Origin of the sequence: Collibacillus ludicampi (genome assembly GCF_023705585.1) — a bacterium.
In the GTDB taxonomy this organism is placed as follows: Bacteria; Bacillota; Bacilli; order Tumebacillales; family BOQE01; genus Collibacillus; species Collibacillus ludicampi.
Genome location: NZ_BOQE01000001.1, coordinates 738931 through 756266 on the forward strand (window position 1 = coordinate 738931; position 17336 = coordinate 756266).

Here is a 17336-nt window from a genome sequence, read left to right on the forward strand (position 1 = left end):
AGTCACTCCGATTCTTGTGGCAGACTTTGTACTATCTTCCGCACAAAGAACTGTTCATCCTTTGATGGTGCCTCTCGTGGTATGGGGAAATTCCATGCACTCTTCCAGGCAAACGCACATAGGTTGGTTCTGAGAAGAAAGGAGGATCTATTTGAACAGGGATTATGTAAGCGAGGCAGCGTTTGAACATCGCTTTTGGCTGCGCGTTCTCGAGGATCACTCACGCTTTATACTCGATGGATTGTCACCAAGAGAAAACTTAGAGATACAACGCGCGGAACAATTCTTTCATCTGTTTGATTCGTTATTGAGCCAGTCCCAACAGGTCTCATCAGAGGAAGAGGTCATTGCCCTTAATGAACAAGCCCATCGCTATGTTCAGGAACTGCGGGAATTTAAACTGCATCTCATCCGCAGACATCTGCAAGGACACATCAGCTTTAGTTTACCTCCCACTTTCCTAAACCATATGGTGAACGAGCTTGAAGAATACATGCGCATCTTAAACTCCCTGCTGTCTGGACAAATCCCCCCAAGCTATCATGCCGTTCATCACCATCTGCTTTGGCTCCCCGACGCTTCCGGTCATTCCGATGCGATCGCCGCTTCACTCGATATGGCGGAGAAGAGGATGATCGAGAAGAGCAAAACGTTCACGAAACATTTTGATGAATATTATTTGAAAGCGATTGAACTTGCCAGTTATTTGCGCACACACTTGAGAGAATTCCCTGCATTAGATCGTTTTAACAAAGAAGTCGAAGTAGAGATTCTTCTGTTCAACAGGTTTTTACGGGAGATCGAAGAGACGAGGCTAAACAATCAAACATTAGGCGCATTGTCTCCGATCTTGCCCGATCACATGTTGCGAGAGGAATGTTATTATCTCACAAAACTTTCGCGCGTGACGGATATCAAACCTCCTGACTGCTCCCCTGCGAAATCGCTCCTGGATACGTAGATAAAAGGGAACCCCCGAGTTTATAGGGGTTCCTTAATGAATCGTGATATTTATATTCTGGTGTTAACTGTAGCCATTGCATGATCCTCGGGCAATCCTTCCTGATAAATCCTCCGTACGATCGTATCAATGTCCGGTTCCTCCAGGTTTACATCTGTAATTTCGTACTTTCTTGAAATCCGTTGAATGAGTTCTGAGGCACTGACTTCCTTCCGGTCAAACTGCAACCATACACGGTTCCCTTCCCGCCTAATCACTTCAGCCCCTTCAATGGAGAATACTTCCACATAACCGTCCAATTCCACAATGAGCACGCGCGAAGTGCCGTACAATTCCTTAATCTTCGCCAGCGGGCCATCGTACATGACGCGTCCTTTATCAATCAGGATCATTCGCCGGCAAAGCTTCTCGATATCCGCCATATCGTGCGTCGTCAAAATCACGGTCACCCCGCGTTCGCGATTGATCTCCTGAATGAAAGTGCGCATGCTCTCTTTTGCGACCACATCCAACCCGATCGTCGGTTCATCGAGGAAAAGAATTTTAGGATCATGCAACAAAGAAGCAGCGATATCCGCCCTCATCCGCTGTCCCAATGATAATTGCCGGACAGGAGTTTGAAAAAATTCATGAAGCCCCAGGATTTCCGAAAAGGTCTTCATATTTTCCCGATACCGTTGATCGGGAATCTGATACACCTGTTTCAGCAATTCGAATGATTCGATCGTCGGCAGATCCCACCATAACTGCGTCCGCTGACCAAACACCACTCCGATTTGCATTGCATTCTTCTGTCGTTCTTTGTAAGGAATGATGCCATTCACCCTTACGTCGCCTGATGTAGGCACAAGGATACCCGTCAGCATCTTGATCGTGGTGGATTTTCCTGCCCCGTTCGGCCCGATATATCCCACCATCTCCCCCTCTTCGATCGAGAATGAAATGTCCTCGACCGCCATCTTCGTGACATATTCCCTATGAAAGAGACTGCGTAGGGCTCCCCACATCCCCGGCTGCCTTTTGACGATGGTGAACTCCTTATAAAGATGTTTGACTTCGATCACGCCTGCACGCACTCTCCTTTTTTCAACACTCGTTTTTCAAGATCCCGCACTTTTATAACGATTCAATCCCGTCATCCATACACGGTAACACAACCAAAAGAAAACGATACCGACAAACGGGCTCAAGATCCCTAGATACAGGGAAATCTTCGTATGTACTTTGTTTAACAAAAACATGGCCGGAAAATAATTAACAAAAGCGAACGGAACCACGAGAATAAAAAACCACTGCAATAAACGAGGGTAAATGGAAAGCGGGTAACTCACCATGCTTTTGGCTGGAAACATGACGACCCAGTACAAACGTTCCGAGCGGGTCGTCCAGAAAGCTAATGCTGAAATCAAAACCAAAAGCCCTCCTTGGATTAACGTACCGCCAAACACAGTTCCGAAAAAAACAAGCCATCTCCCAACCTGCCAATGCAAGCCGAGCTTTATATAGGAGAGCCAAACCGCGAGGATACTGAAGAATAATTGTCCGAACGCACCCACATCAAACTTCAAGGCGATAAAGTGGAAAAAAGGATGAATCGGCCGCACAAGAAAACGGTCAAACGTGCCGTTCCATATATACTGGTCAAGACTGCGGAAATGAAAAAAGAAGAGAACACATACACCCCAAGAGAGAACGGACAATGCAAAAAGAAACAGCAATTCCCAAAATGTCCATCCATCCAGCGTCTTAAATTGATACAGGACTGTCCACATGGTAACTGCCGTACCTGCATAACTCATTGCCCATCCCAAAATGTTCATGACAAACGCGTAGCGGTATTGCATTTGTGCGCGAATACTGGCTGAGACCATATGGAAATAGAGACGAGCCCCTTTAATCCATGACATCATGGCCATCATCCTCCCTGAACAACAACTTTTAAGGAAGCTTTCTTCCACACGAAACGCATGATCGCATAGTTAACAACCAACCAGAACGCCTGGAGCATGATCGCGTGAAAGATCTCCGCCCCTCGCAGTTGCCCAACAAAAATCGCGTTTGGCACGAACGAATATCCATTGAACCGGGAGATAACGGGCGATGTGTTCAAACACGGGAGGAAAAAACCAAAGAGGCACGACTGCACCTGAGAACAACGAAACTGAAAAGTAGAAAATATCTTCGACCCCGCCAGTTTCTACGAGCCAAAAAGTAAACAGACCGAATGTCAATTCAATACTGTAACGGATGAGATAACCTAAAATCGCTGAGAGAATAAAGATGATCCATGTGCTTAATGAAGAAGGTAAAACTGGATGGAAGCATAAGAACAGTACGATATACAGCGGGGCAATCGCCGTAATGAAATGAAAAGCGACGCTCCCCAGATCGGAAAACAAGACGCGTAACGGATAATCAAAAGGACGCATCAATTCCATCGCGATGTCACCGTTGCGGACACGTTCCTGAATCTCCCAAAGTGAAGTCCCTGCCGCATGTAATCCCTGCAACATCTGACTGATGAGTACATAACTGAGCATCGTGTCGAAAGATTTTCCACCGGCCGTCTCTTCTCCTCCATATAGCCCGTACCAGATAAATCCCCACATAAAAAGAAACATGAGGTTGGACAAGAGTCGAGTCCACGCATCAAACCGATAGACGGCAGACCTCTGAAATGACTTGCGTGTAAACTCCAAGTACATTCGAAACTTTCGCATATCATCCCCCCCATGGTTTCGTATGACCCTTAGATTGATATTATATAACGATTCGATCGTCACAAAAAAGCGAAACACCCCCGTACTTCGCTACTCTTACAATGTTTGGATTACAATGTTCGTTATTCTTTCATGGTTTCTCTTCACCCACACTCGAATCAAGCGACAGATCATGTTCCTCGACCCTTACGATGTGGTTTTCTGTGTTCACAAACACGACTTTGGGGTTCAATTCTCCGATCTCCGTTTCATCGAAGATTCCCAGGCTTAGGATGATGACTAAATCTCCGGGGTGAAACAAATGTGCAGGAGGACCGTTAAGACAAATCTTTCCTGATCCTTCAGGTGCAGGCAAAGCGTATGTTTTCCAGCGAGTAGCATTTCTCAGGCTGGTGATCTGCACCATCTCGAACGGGAGAATGTTCGCTTCTTTCATTAAGAGGGAGTCAATCGTTATACTTCCTACATAATCCAAATCAGCCTCCGTAACAGTTGCCCTGTGGATCTTCCCCTTGCACATCAACCGACGCATGAGTCATTCGGCTCCTTCCTTATTGTAAGATCAAGATTTTCCCGAATTTCGGGACACGTATCATGAATCATCTTCATCATTTAAGGTATGTATGTCTTTCTGATTTGTTCTGGATCCCAGACCTTCCATTCGAAAATGATTCACTTATTGAACAAAAATCCGCACCTTTCAAAGGTGCGGAACACATATCTCTCCCGAATGTACGGCGACCTGTGTCGCAATTTTAGCGGCGACCTGTGGTACGACGACGACCTGTGGTGCGACGACGACCTGTGGTGCGGCGGCGTCCTGTGCTACGGCGTCCTGTGCTACGGCGGCGTCCTGTGCTACGGCGGCGTCCTGTACGGCGTCCTGTGCTACGGCGGCGTCCTGTGCTACGGCGGCGTCCTGTGGTGCGGCGGCGTCCTGTGGTGCGGCGGCGTCCTGTGGTGCGGCGGCGTCCTGTGCTACGGCGTCCTGTACGGCGTCCTGTACGGCGTCCTGTACGGCGTCCTGTACGGCGTCCTGTACGGCGTCCTGTACGGCGTCCTGTACGGCGTCCTGTACGGCGTCCTGTACGGCGTCCTGTACGGCGTCCTGTACGGCGTCCTGTACGGCGTCCTGTACGGCGTCCTGTGCTACGGCGTCCTGTGCTACGGCGTCCTGTGCTACGGCGTCCTGTGCTACGGCGTCCTGTGCTACGGCGTCCTGTGCTACGGCGTCCTGTGCTACGGCGTCCTGTACGGCGTCCTGTACGGCGTCCTGTACGGCGTCCTGTACGGCGTCCTGTACGGCGTCCTGTACGGCGTCCTGTGCTACGGCGTCCTGTACGACGTCCTGTACCGCGACCTGTACCGCGACCTGTACGGCGTCCTGTACCGCGACCTGTGCTGCGACCTGTGCGGCGTCCTCTGGTAAGGGGACCGGCAACCAGTTCGGCTTCGACCGGATCACGGCGCATATACATGTCCGTCAATCCTTCCGCATCTGCCGTACGCACGACTTCACGCAGCTCCTCTTGATTCATTGTCTTCATATCAACACCTCTTTTATGACTATTTACCTGTATAGAGAAGGTTTCGTGTAGAGATCATCAACCCCCGTTCGATCAACACTTTCCCTTCAGCTTACAGGAAAAAATTATTCGTTATATCCTACGGAAAAGCGACAGTCATTGCCATAGACATCTGTTCCCATTCGCACAAAATCAGCGTCTCTTTCCACCGCATGGTGACCAATCCATCCCTTCCCGCATTACTATAAATCACGCGATGTCTTTATAGAGAAAGGAGGAATACGATGAATACTTCTCAACATGTCGCAATTCCGAGTTATTTCCTCTACATTCATCCTTATGACCTCCAAGAACTGCGAAGAGACATTTGGTGTGATGACCCGTTACCTGCCAGACTAAAAGTGGGAAAAAATCAGTATATTATCGACATCGCCTATCGTGGTTCGCATATTCGCGAATTCCGCAAGAAATCTTATAATCTCAAATTTGTAAAACCTGAAACTTTCCAAGGAAATAGGGAGATTCATCTCAACGCCGAATATATTGACCCTTCTATGATCCGTAATAAACTTTCCCTCGATTTTTTTCGTGATATCGGTACGTTATCCCCGGAAACACAACACATTTTCCTCAAGTTGAACGGAACTCCAGCAGGTATCTATCTTCAACTGGAATCGGTCGATGATCTGTTTCTAAAAAGAAGAGGTTTACCGCAAGGGGCCATATACTATGCGATCAACGACAATGCCAACTTTTCGTTGATCAGCCCTATCGATGATGATGTCAAAAAATCGTTGGAGTCCGGATACGAACGAAAGTGCGGTACCGAAGAGGACGACGGGTATCTTCGAGAGCTGATTTACAAAATCAATACGATACCCAGAGCGGACTTTGGAAAAGAAATTACTAAATACGTGGCTGTGGACAAGTATCTACGCTGGCTGATCGGGGTGATTTGCACCCAGAATTTTGATGGATTCATCCATAACTATGCGCTCTATCGCAACAACGAAACCGGTTTATTCGAAATGATTCCCTGGGATTATGATGCCACATGGGGACGTGATTGTAATGGCAAGATCATGGAGTACGACTATGTCCCCATCGAAGGGTACAACACTCTTACCGCCCGCATACTCGATGTCTCATCATTCCGCATGCGTTATAAACAATTGCTCGAGGAAATCCTGGAGACACAGTTTACTGTAGCCGCCCTTGAACCTAAAGTAATCTCAATGTATACAGCCCTACGCCCCTTTGTTCTTCTTGACCCTTATAAACAAAAGGACATTCGCAAATTCGACACGGAACCCGAATTTATTCTTAAGTTTGTCGCGGATCGTAACCGCTATTTGCGAGAGTGCCTGGCAAATCTTAAGGCGTAAAGAAAAAGCAGATTCCTCCTCATTTTCCGCTTCTGCTCATTCCAACAGGCAAAGAGTAAGCGTAGTATATCTCAGCCAATCAAGGATATTTCCCGCCATGAAGGAAGAAGCGGCTTTCAAGCTTCTTCCTCTTTTTTTGGCTATTACGAAAAAAGCGTTCGTTCTGCAGGAACCATAGGCAGAACGGACGCTTTCTTTATTCATTGCACTTTTTTGCAGAATCCTTTCGGCGAAACGGATGTTATACATTCCATACATCAAGCAAATCGTATCTCAATGATGATACGATGCACCTCCTCATTAGTTCCCTTTTCCATCGTGACGTTGAAACGCGGAACTTTTTCAGAAGTATTACATATATTTACCGGGATTCTCTCAAGGAATGATTGTTCCTCAAGCGGATGCGGGTATGGCTTGCATTCCTGATCCTTCTTAATTCCTATGCGATTCCACGTTGGTTTGTCATCTTCGTTTGCACGTCCAGGGCTGATATTGCGAATCAGAGATTTGGGAATCGGTCGAACTTCTTCCGTTTCATCGATCACGATCACATGATCTTCAAAACAGTTGATGAGCATCCCCTCTATACGATCCGAACCGTCCCGATTGATCTGGACCCAACTGTATTTCAATTTTTGCAGGAATTCATCAAATTTGTCTTCGTCCATATGTTTCGGGTCCTTTATAGAGTCAGCGAACTTCGAACTTTCTTTTGTATCTTCAACCATGCATTTGACATCCCCTTTCATTTGACTCATGGCAATTATAATGCATGTATACGTGAACCCTGACCTAAAGCGTACTCCACTCTCACCTATTTTCTATCGATCACCTTTGAACAGTTAAACGATTGTCTTATCACTTATACGATTGTCCACTGAATATAGTAAGTTAGCTTTTGGAAAGGGGTTGACACTCATTCGCTTATCAACCCAGTCAGAACCCAGTCCCCATACTCGATGCCCGAAACTTGTTGAACTCCGCAACTGGATAACGGTAGTTCCGTCGAACCATCAAGTTTTTGGCGGATACAAAAGGTTTTCCGATTTCCTCCACAACGCAACGAGGATCGCGTAGAAGTCGTGACATCCCCTTGCGAGAACGTACGGATACCGGCACATCAAATGAAGGCGATCACCGATATTGGTTAAGTCATGCAGCGGAATCACCTAATTCATAGTATGAATGGCATCAAGAAATGTGCCTAGAGAAAACTGGGCGAATCATGTGAAGGAGGGTTATTTTATGAATTTCAGCTTCTTAATGAATTCCATTGGAAAAAAGGTACAGGTCGAACGTGGAGGCCCTGATAAGCTGGAAGGAAAGCTCGTTTTCATCCGTCCTGACTTTCTCATATTGGAAACGGAACAAAACGGGTATGTATATGTTCAATCGAGACACATCAAGACTGTATCAGAACCGGTGATTCCCGAAATCCAAGCGAATCAAGTGAATATGGAAGAAAAGAATATTCTGCCTATGGTAGAAGCGGAAGACTTCACAGAACTTTTAAGGAAATTGAGACATCGTCTGATTCGCGTCAATCATGGAGGTCCCAACGTCATCCAAGGGGTTTTGATTGAGGTCGGAGATGGATCGGTGACAATCCTGCATCAAATGAAAGATTTTGTACATTATCCGATCTACCACATTCGCAGTGTAACATGCATCTATAAGAAAAATGAGAACAAACAAAATGAAATGAAACAAGATAGCTCAAGGGATCGCGGGTTAAATGAGCTTCCGGAAAGTAATGTTTCCGGCAAAGCAAGAGAAACGTCCAGTAGAAGAAACGAGTGCTTCAAAATTGATTACTCTGGCAGAGCTAGATAAATAGATGACAACATTACAGACCAAACGTCTGCGGCTTTAGCAAACACTTTACGTTCAAACACAAAGACTGAGAAAGACAAACGGTAAACCATTCAAAGTGTGCGCGGCGTTCGCAGCAAGTCACACTTTAAACTTCAACAATTGTATCGTTCAAAACGTAAATCGAAAAAGAGTAGCTGCTCTTGAACCTAAAGTAATCTCAATGTATACAGCCCTACGCCCCTTTGTTCTTCTTGACCCTTATAAACAAAAGGACATTCGCAAATTCGACACGGAACCCGAATTTATTCTTAAGTTTGTCGCGGATCGTAACCGCTATTTGCGAGAGTGCCTGGCAAATCTTAAGGCGTAAAGAAAAAGCAGATTCCTCCTCATTTTCCGCTTCTGCTCATTCCAACAGGCAAAGAGTAAGCGTAGTATATCTCAGCCAATCAAGGATATTTCCCGCCATGAAGGAAGAAGCGGCTTTCAAGCTTCTTCCTCTTTTTTTGGCTATTACGAAAAAAGCGTTCGTTCTGCAGGAACCATAGGCAGAACGGACGCTTTCTTTATTCATTGCACTTGTTTGCAGAATCCTTTCGGCGAAACGGATGTTATACATTCCATACATCAAGCAAATCGTATCTCAATGATGATACGATGCACCTCCTCATTAGTTCCCTTTTCCATCGTGACCTTGAAACTCGGTACTTTTTCAGAAGTATTACATATATTTACCGGGATTCTCTCAAGGAATGATTTTTCCTCAAGCGGATGGAGTGAGTATGGCTTGCATTCCTGATTCTTCGAACTTCAAACTTTCTTTTGTATCTTCAACCATGCCCTAGACATCCCCTTTCATTTGACTCATGGCAATTATAATGCATGTATACGTGAACCTATCCTAAAGCGTACTCCACTCTCACCTCTTTTCTATCGATCACCTTTTCCGATTCAGATTCGGATGTTCATCTCTAGGCAGATTCACTAACTTCTTATCTCAATAGAACTCTTCCTATATAGGTGGAATATGTTGCAGTACAAAGGAACCAGTGAGGTTTCCCTAGAGAGGGAATGTTCTCGCTCACAAGAGGAACATATGGGATCTTCCGAACCTGTATGTATAGGGAAACTGAACCTGTGATAAGTTAGACGATTGCCCTATCACTTATACGATTGTCCACTGAATATGGTGAATTAGCTTTTGGAAAGGGGTTGACGCCTCGTTCGCGCTTATCGAGCAATACTTTTTGAAAACCACTCAGAACCCAGACCGATGCTCATTGTCCGAAACTTGTTGAGCACTGCAACTGGATAACGGCAGTTCCGTACGAACCATCATGTTTTTGCGGATACAAAAAGATTTCCGGTATCCTCCGCAACGCAACGAGGATTCCGTAGAAGCGGTGACATCCCCTTGCGAAAACGTAGTAAGGATACCGGCACATCAAATGAAGGCGATCACCGATATTGGTTAAGTCTTGCAGCGGAATCGCCTAATTCATAGTATGTCTGTCTTCAAGAAATGTGCCTAGTGAAAACTGGGCGAATCATGTGAAGGAGGGTTTTTTTATGGATTTCAGCTTTTTAGTGAATTCTATCGGAAAAAAGGTGCAGGTCGAACGTGGAGGCCCTGATAAGCTGGAAGGAAAGCTCGTTTTCATCCGTCCCGAATTTCTCATATTGGAAACGGAACAAAACGGATATGTATATGTTCAATCGAGACACATCAAGACGGTATCTGAACCGGTGATTCCCGAAATCCAGGCGAATCAAGTAAATATGGAAGAAAAGAATATGAATATCTTGCCTATGGTAGAAGCGGAAGACTTCACAGAACTTTTAAGGAAATTGAGACATCGTCTGATTCGCGTCAATCATGGAGGTCCCAACGTCATCCAAGGGGTTTTGATTGAGGTCGGAGATGGATCGGTGACAATCCTGCATCAAATGAAAGATTTTGTGTATTACCCGATCTACCACATTCGCAGTGTAACATGCATCTTCAATAACCAAAACGAGAAGAAAAATGAGAACAAACAAGCCAATGAAATGACACAGGATAGCTCAAAGGATCGCGGGTTAAATGAGCTTTCGGAAAGCGATGTTTCCGGCAAAGCGAGAAGTGAAACTTCCGGCAGAAAAAACGAGCACTCCAAAAGTGATTACTCTGGCAGGGCTAGATAAATAAGGGGATGACAACGTTGCAGACACTACTAGAGTCCTTGATTGGCACGCACGTGCGATTTGATCAAACTGGTGATGTCGGCTTGGCGGGACGACTCATCAATATACAAGAGGATTACGCGACCATCTATACAGATACGGGACAATTGATTCATTATCCATTCTCCCAAATCAAATCTGTTACCGCCAACATCACAGATGTTCCCGAAACGTTACCATTATCTCATATGACTTTCCCCGATACGTTTGCCGACTTACTCGCATCCCTTCGCAAAAGAATGGTCAAAATCGAAAACGGTGAGGGCGCACGTGAAGGGGTTTTATCATATGCGACAACCGAACATGTCTGTATCGTACTCAATATGAAAGAAATGATCTATTATCAGCTGGAGCAAATAAAAAATGTCTCACCTGTTCTCGCAATCAAACAATCGATAAAAAACGAGCAAAATGAATCGTCTTCCCCCACTCAGGTAAAGCAAGAGCCTGTTCAAAGTTCCGATGGTATGCAACAGCAACCGCCGGTTCAACAAACGTCTGCGGTTTTAGCAAACACTTTACGTTTAAACACAAAGACGGAGAAAGACAAGCGGCAAACCATTCAAAGTGTGCGCGGCGTCCGCAGCAAGTCATTACAAAAGACTTCGCAAAAGGTTCCAACAGAGCCGGTCAGAAAAGAAGAGAATAGTGTCAATCCTCCTATTCATGAAGATGTTTTTACTCACGTTCAAGAACCCATTTTACAGAAAACTCCTGACATGATCTCAAAAGAAACGTCAGCGGAAACAAACGGAGACATTCGGGCTGAGAGAGAAGAGCATCAGAACTTTATCAAAGCTCAGGAAATGATTGTGGAACAAAAGGATACAGTCAATGATACAAATCGAGTCTATCAAAAGACATTCACTGAGAAAGGGAATCGTACCAAACCCATCATGATGCTTAAACACTTGAAACACCGGGAGACTTCCGCAACATTTCCTGTTCGTTCCCCGGAAGATAGCCATCAAACATTCAATCCCATACGATCAGAGATTCCGTCTGCCGAAAACTCATCCTCCTCTTTTCCTTCACACTTTCTTCAACAATTGAATCGGTCAAAACGTAAATCCAAAAAGAGAAGCAAAGCTCTCTTCTACAGTTCTCAACCGACCATTTTCAAAGCCTCTGGTTCTTGAATAAAAACCTTTCCCATTTATTTACATGTCGCCAATCGGATGGTGTAATGAATAGGGAACCATCCCAAACCATTACACCATCTTCGCGCGACATCCTCATTTTTTAAATTTGTGCAAAATGAAACATATCTTGACATATTTATTCGTTCTCCTGTCTTCGGATAAAGTCACGAAGCGTTCGCGCAATAGGAAATTTCACCTTGCAACACTTGCAATGTACATGTAAAGCGGCTGCCAAATTTTTTTCCACTCGCGGGGGCACTTTATAAGGAACCCCGCATTTGGGGCAAAAAATGATAAGACAAGTATTTTTCATTTGCTCGCCTCCGATCGAAATATGAACAGTACTTGTGGTCAGAAACTATCGAGTCTCTAATAATGTACGAGCATCCCCAAAAAATTGATTGTATTTGTAACTACATCATCTTGAAAGATGGATGATACACATACTGATTGAATAAAATGAGGCATTTGGCTAGTAAGCCATAATGCCTCATTTGGTTTGGTCATCCGTATTTGAGAGTCTCGACCGTATGAGTAAAAGAAAACCACTTCCATATCGGGAAGTGGTCTTGCCTGTTGCCCTTCCTTTCAATTTTCTAAACAACCCATACAATTATCCGTTCATTCGGCTGTAATAATCGTTGATTTGCTCAAGGATCGTCGGTTCATTTTCCGTTTGTGTATTGATATTATTTTGAATCATCGTTTATCCCTCCATAAAAGATTTTTTATTCGGAAGATTATGAATAAAATAAGCCAATTTACTCGTCACGGTCGCTTATACAACGTTCGCACTCATAGTGAGCGGATTCGCCTTCAACAGAAAACTCTGCCCCACACTGAACACAGATACAAGTGGACGAGTTTTTCGCCACAGATGGTTGAGTCCAACCATAAAATTCTGCGATCTTCATGTGTGATCCCTCCGTTCCTTGTTGTGTTTATTATATTATAACAACAAGAATTTAGTCAACATCTGTTATAATACAAAAATGAAATTGGAACGGTTATTTTGAAAATGAGTGCTTGGGTGGATGTATCGCTTTGCGCTTGGGATCATACAAAAAACCTCCGCGCGGAGTATTCATTACCCCTTTTCGCGGAGGCTTGTCTTGCTGTTTCTTCTTGGTCATTGAATTGCAGATGGTAACCCTAGCAATGAATCAATACGTTTCCAATTCTTCATCGGGAATCTCAAAGTTTGCATATACTGCCTGAACGTCATCATGCTCTTCCAATGCCTCGTACAGGAGAAGCATCTTCTGTGCCTCTTCTCCTCGCAGCTCCAACGTATTCTGCGGGATTAACGTAACCGTGGCTTCTTCAAACTTAATCCCCTCTTTGGTGAGAGCCTCTTGCACTGCCGCAAACTCTTCAGGCGTAGTCGTGATTTCATACTCGTCATCATCCGCTGAAAAGTCGGACGCTCCCGCTTCCAGTGCCATCAACATGAGTTCATCTTCAGAAACAGGAGATTGTTCCTTATTGACTGTAAGAATCCCTTTACGTTCGAACATCCAGCTTACACATCCTGTTTCCCCCAAATTGCCGCCACGTTTTGAAAAAATATGCCGGATTTCCGCAGCCGTACGATTTCGATTATCTGTTAACGCTTCCACCATGACGGCTACACCGCCGGGGCCATATCCTTCATAAATCAATTCTTCGTACGTGACACCCGGAATGTTCCCAAGCGCTTTGTCAATGGTCCGCTGGATGTTGTCAGACGGCATGTTGGCTTCTCTGGCTTTCTCCAAGGCCATGCGCAGACGAAAGTTCGTTTCCGGATTTCCTCCTCCCGCCCTTGCCGCATTGAAAATTTCTCGTGAAATTTTTGTAAATAGCTTGCCTCGAATAGCGTCTTGTTTCCCTTTTCTATGTTGAATGTTTTTCCACTTTGAATGTCCTGCCATCCCTATACACCTCACTTAAAAGTCCCTATTCTAGTCTAGGGCAGAGGGTATAATCGTGTCAAAAGGTTGTTACTGGCTGGGTGGAAAAAAAAGAGAACGAACCAACAAGGTAAGGTGAGCTCAAGAAAGCGGAGACAGAAAACGGGGAACCGATGAATCGAGCGTCATTAGTAACCGATTTCTTCACTCATATCTGTTTGTTGAGTTCATGATAGCGAAAACAATCTGTGGTATGATCCATGACCATTCCTGTCGCCTGCATGTACGCGTAACAGATCGTCGTTCCAACGAACTTGAAACCACGTTTTTTCAAATTTTTACTCATTGCATCCGACTGGGGAGTACTTACGGGCACTTCTTCACGGCTTGTCCAGTGATTCATCACAGGTTTCCCGCCAACAAAAGACCATATGTAATTTTTAAACGATCCGTACTCTTCTTGGATTTGCAAAAACGCTCTTGCATTTTCAATGGCAGCAAGTATTTTCAGTTTGTTGCGTACGATCCCTTCATCGGATAACAACTCTTCGACTTTACGGGAATCGTAACGCGCGATTTTATGCGCATCGAACCCGTCAAACGCTCTGCGGAAATTTTCCCTTTTTTTAAGAATCGTATACCAACTTAACCCTGCTTGTACACCTTCAAGAATAAGAAATTCAAACAACAAGCGGTCATCATAAACAGGAACCCCCCATTCATGATCATGATAATCGATATAGAGCGGGTCGTCTGTAACCCATGCACATCTCTTTTTCATTCTCTCACACCCGTTTCGTGCTCGTTGTTTTTAACTCTCATTGGTCGAACGGTATATGGCTTACTTTTTGTGCTCGGGTTCTGTCTAGGCGTCATTACGGACATATGCTTTGCGTATGTTTTCTGTGGGAGTCGTTCCGCCCTTGGAGAAGAGGCCATACATCCCACCTAAGTCCTTTCGCACGCAAAGGCATCCGCCTCGCATAACACCAAAAAATACGGGGGATCATACGCTCACCTCTACGATCCCCCTGGAGCCGATTGTTATCCAAAGAACAAATCCTCATTGATTTCAAAATGAGCATTCATCAGCACTTCTGCCAAATATTCTAAAGGAGTACTCTGTACTTGCCTATACATCTTCCTCGTATATAAGTGTTTCGCATGAGGCAGTTCCCTTTTCAATTGGGTGCGCAATTTGTTTCCTGCATCATCTGCGTCCACGAGAATGTAAACTTCTTCATATTGCAAGGGGATAATCAATCTCTCGATCTTCTCTTCACTGAGTGTCCCATACGTACAGATGATCTCGACTGGCTCATCAAGAATCTGGAGCAAACGCTCTTTGTCCTTTCTCCCCTCAACGATGATGAACTTCCTGGGTTGTACATATCCACTGTCCATTTCATTCATCCTTTTTGTCTAATAGGGATTGTTCAAGAAGGTTCCATACTCCTTTTGAACAATCCCTTATAGAAATCAACGCTCAAGGGACATACATATACAGAGTACATGCCGTCACTCGAAAGGGGAGTCAAACGATTCTGTCCCTTTTGAAGGTTGTTAAGATACTCGTTCTGCTCACATTCGTTTATGAAATGTATCAACGTCTTCAGAAATTGAAGTTATCAGGGTCAGGCCCGATCCTTTTGTTCTGGTTTAATCCGTCCAGTCTTTCCATGTCTTCTCGGGAAATCTCAAAATCAAAGATATTCGCATTTTCTTTAATGCGATGTTCATGAACCGATTTCGGAATCGTAACCACTTCGTTCTGTAAATCCCACCGCAGAACGATTTGTGCGGGCGTTTTTTGATATTTTGCGGCGAGTTCAGTGACAGTCGGGTGTTTCAAGACTTCCCCCCGCATCAAAGGGCTCCAAGCCTCCAGCTGGATCTTTTGCTCTCTGCAGAAACTGTGCAGTTCCTTTTGAGTCAATAGCGGATGATATTCAACTTGATTCACCATCGGAACGATTTCACAGTCAGCTAGCAGATCTTCCAAATGATGCACTTGGAAATTACTTACACCAATCGCTCGAACCCAGCCATCTTTATATAGTTTTTCGAGCGCTTTCCATGTCTCTTTATACTTCCCTTTTACTGGCCAATGGATCAAGTAGAGGTCAAGATACTCAAGCTCCAGCTTTTTGCGGCTCTCTTCAAATGCCGCCAGGGTTGATTCGTACCCCTGACGCGAGTTCCACACTTTCGTCGTAATGAAAAGCTCTTCCCTGGGAACCCCCGATTCTTTGACGGCTTTTCCTACCCCCTTTTCATTTTCATAAATAGCCGCCGTATCGATACTCCTATAGCCGACAGCGATAGCCGTTTTGACCGCAAATTCAACTTCTTCGCCTTCCTTCGCTTGGTACACTCCCAGCCCGAACCAGGGCATTTCCACACCGTTATGCAAAACTGTGCTAGCGGATATCCGATTCAACATATGTACCCCTCCGTTCATTCGAGTGTGTATACATGTATCATATCATAAAATGTGGAATTTTTTTATCAATTTTTTCAATCTTCTCCTCTCTTGTTTGTAATACCTATGTCACATAGGGCTCTATCATTCTGAAAATATATGCTCGTTAAAAAAAGGAAGCCTTCCATTCAGTTGAATCAGGTTTCCGCATGACAGCCCGTCTCCACTTTGTTTTTCCATATCTTATGCGAGTACGAAGTAACTTTAACTAGATTCAAGTTTATCGTTTGTTATATAATTTTTTGTGAGGTGGTTAGAATGTTCCCTGTTACCTTCTATGCTGCTGTGCATCTAAATCTGAATCGAAAATATTATAAGTACACGCATAACTTTGAACGGGAACCTGATGTGGATGAAATCCTTGAGATTCGCAAGGACATGTATTATCACTTGAAGAGAATCGTCAACGCCGATCATTTCATCTATGCACCGATTCCTCAGGAAAAATATGAAAAGATGATTCAGGAAGGCGAAGTTTCGGAAAAAGACTTTATTGAGGTTGTATCACTGGGGTAAAAACCGGAAACGGTAAAACGTGTTCGGATCGCGAACAAACCGTCCAAGCCTTCTGAAGAGCAAAAGTCTAGCGGAGGAGCGTAGGTAAGTCTCCGTGAGTAGATGAAAAAAGATCAAGGTGGAGTTTCGTTACATAGATCTCTTCCTTGATCTTTTTTCTTTCTATAAGACTTTATATCAACATCTTCCAGGCGATCTAACGATTCCCTGTGTAAGCGATCGCTTCAATCTCAATGAGAACGTCTTTGGGAAGACGGCTAATTTCTACGGTAGAACGTGCAGGACGATGATCTCCCAAAAATTTACCGTACTCTTCATTGACGGTTGCAAACATACTCAAGTCTTTAACAAAAATCGTTGTCTTCACAATATTTTCGAACGTGAGTCCTTCTTTTTCCAGGATCGCCTGAATGTTTCGCATGACCTGCCGGGTTTGAACCACAATATCATTTTCCACAACTTCATTGGTTTCCGGGTTCACAGGGATTTGTCCTGAAAGAAACAGAAAGTCACCTGCTTTGATCGCTTGCGAATAGGGTCCGATCGCTTGGGGAGCTTTTTCTGTGTAAACGGCTTTGATCATTTTGTTATTGCCTCCTTAGTGGTATTAATTTGTGTACGTATTTTCTGTAAGTCATTATAAATCGTAAATTTGGAAACACCAAGCGCGGGAA

17 protein-coding genes are annotated in these 17336 nt (G+C 44.6%); 6 read left to right on the forward strand and 11 right to left on the reverse strand.

The window, feature by feature from the left end:
* Positions 1-151 precede the first annotated feature (151 nt).
* Positions 152-961 carry a DUF2935 domain-containing protein gene (locus DNHGIG_RS03800; RefSeq protein ID WP_282198415.1) on the forward strand — a complete coding sequence of 270 codons (810 nt, stop codon included), beginning with the start codon at positions 152-154 and terminating at the stop codon, positions 959-961.
* A 50-nt stretch (positions 962-1011) separates the two neighbouring features.
* On the opposite strand, the gene DNHGIG_RS03805 is transcribed toward DNHGIG_RS03800, so the two are convergent.
* The 5 genes from DNHGIG_RS03805 to DNHGIG_RS03825 form a co-directional block, all read right to left on the reverse strand.
* Entirely contained in the window at positions 1012-1968 is a 957-nt protein-coding gene (locus DNHGIG_RS03805; RefSeq protein ID WP_282201346.1) for an ABC transporter ATP-binding protein, read from the reverse strand.
* A 93-nt stretch (positions 1969-2061) separates the two neighbouring features.
* The gene (locus DNHGIG_RS03810) at positions 2062-2871 is read right to left on the reverse strand and encodes an ABC transporter permease (RefSeq protein WP_282198416.1); all 810 of its coding nucleotides are present in this window, start codon (positions 2869-2871) and stop codon (positions 2062-2064) included.
* Between the two features lie 69 nt (positions 2872-2940).
* The gene (locus DNHGIG_RS03815; RefSeq protein ID WP_282198417.1) at positions 2941-3681 is read right to left on the reverse strand and encodes an ABC transporter permease; all 741 of its coding nucleotides are present in this window, start codon (positions 3679-3681) and stop codon (positions 2941-2943) included.
* Between the two features lie 130 nt (positions 3682-3811).
* Positions 3812-4213 carry an aspartate 1-decarboxylase gene (gene panD / locus DNHGIG_RS03820; protein ID WP_282198418.1) on the reverse strand — a complete coding sequence of 134 codons (402 nt, stop codon included), beginning with the start codon at positions 4211-4213 and terminating at the stop codon, positions 3812-3814.
* A gap of 223 nt (positions 4214-4436) precedes the next feature.
* Entirely contained in the window at positions 4437-5228 is a 792-nt protein-coding gene (locus DNHGIG_RS03825) for a hypothetical protein (RefSeq protein WP_282198419.1), read from the reverse strand.
* Between the two features lie 263 nt (positions 5229-5491).
* Here DNHGIG_RS03825 and DNHGIG_RS03830 point away from each other — a divergent pair, with 263 nt between their 5' ends.
* On the forward strand, positions 5492-6592 hold the full coding sequence (locus DNHGIG_RS03830) for a CotH kinase family protein (protein WP_282198420.1): 1101 nt from the start codon (positions 5492-5494) through the stop codon (positions 6590-6592).
* A 257-nt stretch (positions 6593-6849) separates the two neighbouring features.
* On the opposite strand, the gene DNHGIG_RS03835 is transcribed toward DNHGIG_RS03830, so the two are convergent.
* Entirely contained in the window at positions 6850-7320 is a 471-nt protein-coding gene (locus tag DNHGIG_RS03835) for a hypothetical protein (RefSeq protein WP_282198421.1), read from the reverse strand.
* Positions 7321-7837: 517 nt separating this feature from the next.
* Between DNHGIG_RS03835 and DNHGIG_RS03840 the strand changes: the two genes are divergently transcribed.
* The 3 genes from DNHGIG_RS03840 (at position 7838) to DNHGIG_RS03850 (ending at position 11769) form a co-directional block, all read left to right on the forward strand.
* Positions 7838-8425, forward strand: a complete 588-nt coding sequence (locus DNHGIG_RS03840) for a DUF6897 domain-containing protein (protein WP_282198422.1) — start codon at positions 7838-7840, stop codon at positions 8423-8425.
* 1551 nt (positions 8426-9976) lie between these two features.
* A complete protein-coding gene (locus DNHGIG_RS03845) occupies positions 9977-10591 on the forward strand; it encodes a DUF6897 domain-containing protein (protein ID WP_282198423.1) in 615 nt (204 codons plus the stop codon).
* A gap of 17 nt (positions 10592-10608) precedes the next feature.
* Positions 10609-11769, forward strand: coding sequence for a hypothetical protein (locus DNHGIG_RS03850; protein WP_282198424.1), 1161 nt, complete (start codon positions 10609-10611; stop codon positions 11767-11769).
* A gap of 1166 nt (positions 11770-12935) precedes the next feature.
* Here DNHGIG_RS03850 and DNHGIG_RS03855 read toward each other — a convergent pair.
* The 4 genes from DNHGIG_RS03855 to DNHGIG_RS03870 all read right to left on the reverse strand — a co-directional run bounded on the left by DNHGIG_RS03855 (position 12936) and on the right by DNHGIG_RS03870 (position 16107).
* Positions 12936-13685, reverse strand: coding sequence for a YebC/PmpR family DNA-binding transcriptional regulator (locus DNHGIG_RS03855; protein ID WP_282198425.1), 750 nt, complete (start codon positions 13683-13685; stop codon positions 12936-12938).
* Positions 13686-13872: 187 nt separating this feature from the next.
* Positions 13873-14445 carry a DNA-3-methyladenine glycosylase I gene (locus DNHGIG_RS03860; RefSeq protein ID WP_282198426.1) on the reverse strand — a complete coding sequence of 191 codons (573 nt, stop codon included), beginning with the start codon at positions 14443-14445 and terminating at the stop codon, positions 13873-13875.
* A gap of 263 nt (positions 14446-14708) precedes the next feature.
* Positions 14709-15068 carry a toprim domain-containing protein gene (locus DNHGIG_RS03865; RefSeq protein WP_282198427.1) on the reverse strand — a complete coding sequence of 120 codons (360 nt, stop codon included), beginning with the start codon at positions 15066-15068 and terminating at the stop codon, positions 14709-14711.
* 208 nt (positions 15069-15276) lie between these two features.
* Positions 15277-16107: an aldo/keto reductase gene (locus DNHGIG_RS03870; RefSeq protein ID WP_282198428.1), complete on the reverse strand. Its 831-nt coding sequence runs from the start codon at positions 16105-16107 to the stop codon at positions 15277-15279.
* A 297-nt stretch (positions 16108-16404) separates the two neighbouring features.
* Here DNHGIG_RS03870 and DNHGIG_RS03875 point away from each other — a divergent pair, with 297 nt between their 5' ends.
* Complete coding sequence (locus DNHGIG_RS03875; RefSeq protein WP_282198429.1) at positions 16405-16662, forward strand: hypothetical protein; 258 nt, start codon at positions 16405-16407, stop codon at positions 16660-16662.
* Between the two features lie 196 nt (positions 16663-16858).
* Here DNHGIG_RS03875 and DNHGIG_RS03880 read toward each other — a convergent pair whose 3' ends face one another.
* Positions 16859-17245 carry a RidA family protein gene (locus tag DNHGIG_RS03880; RefSeq protein ID WP_282198430.1) on the reverse strand — a complete coding sequence of 129 codons (387 nt, stop codon included), beginning with the start codon at positions 17243-17245 and terminating at the stop codon, positions 16859-16861.
* Positions 17246-17336: the final 91 nt, after the last annotated feature.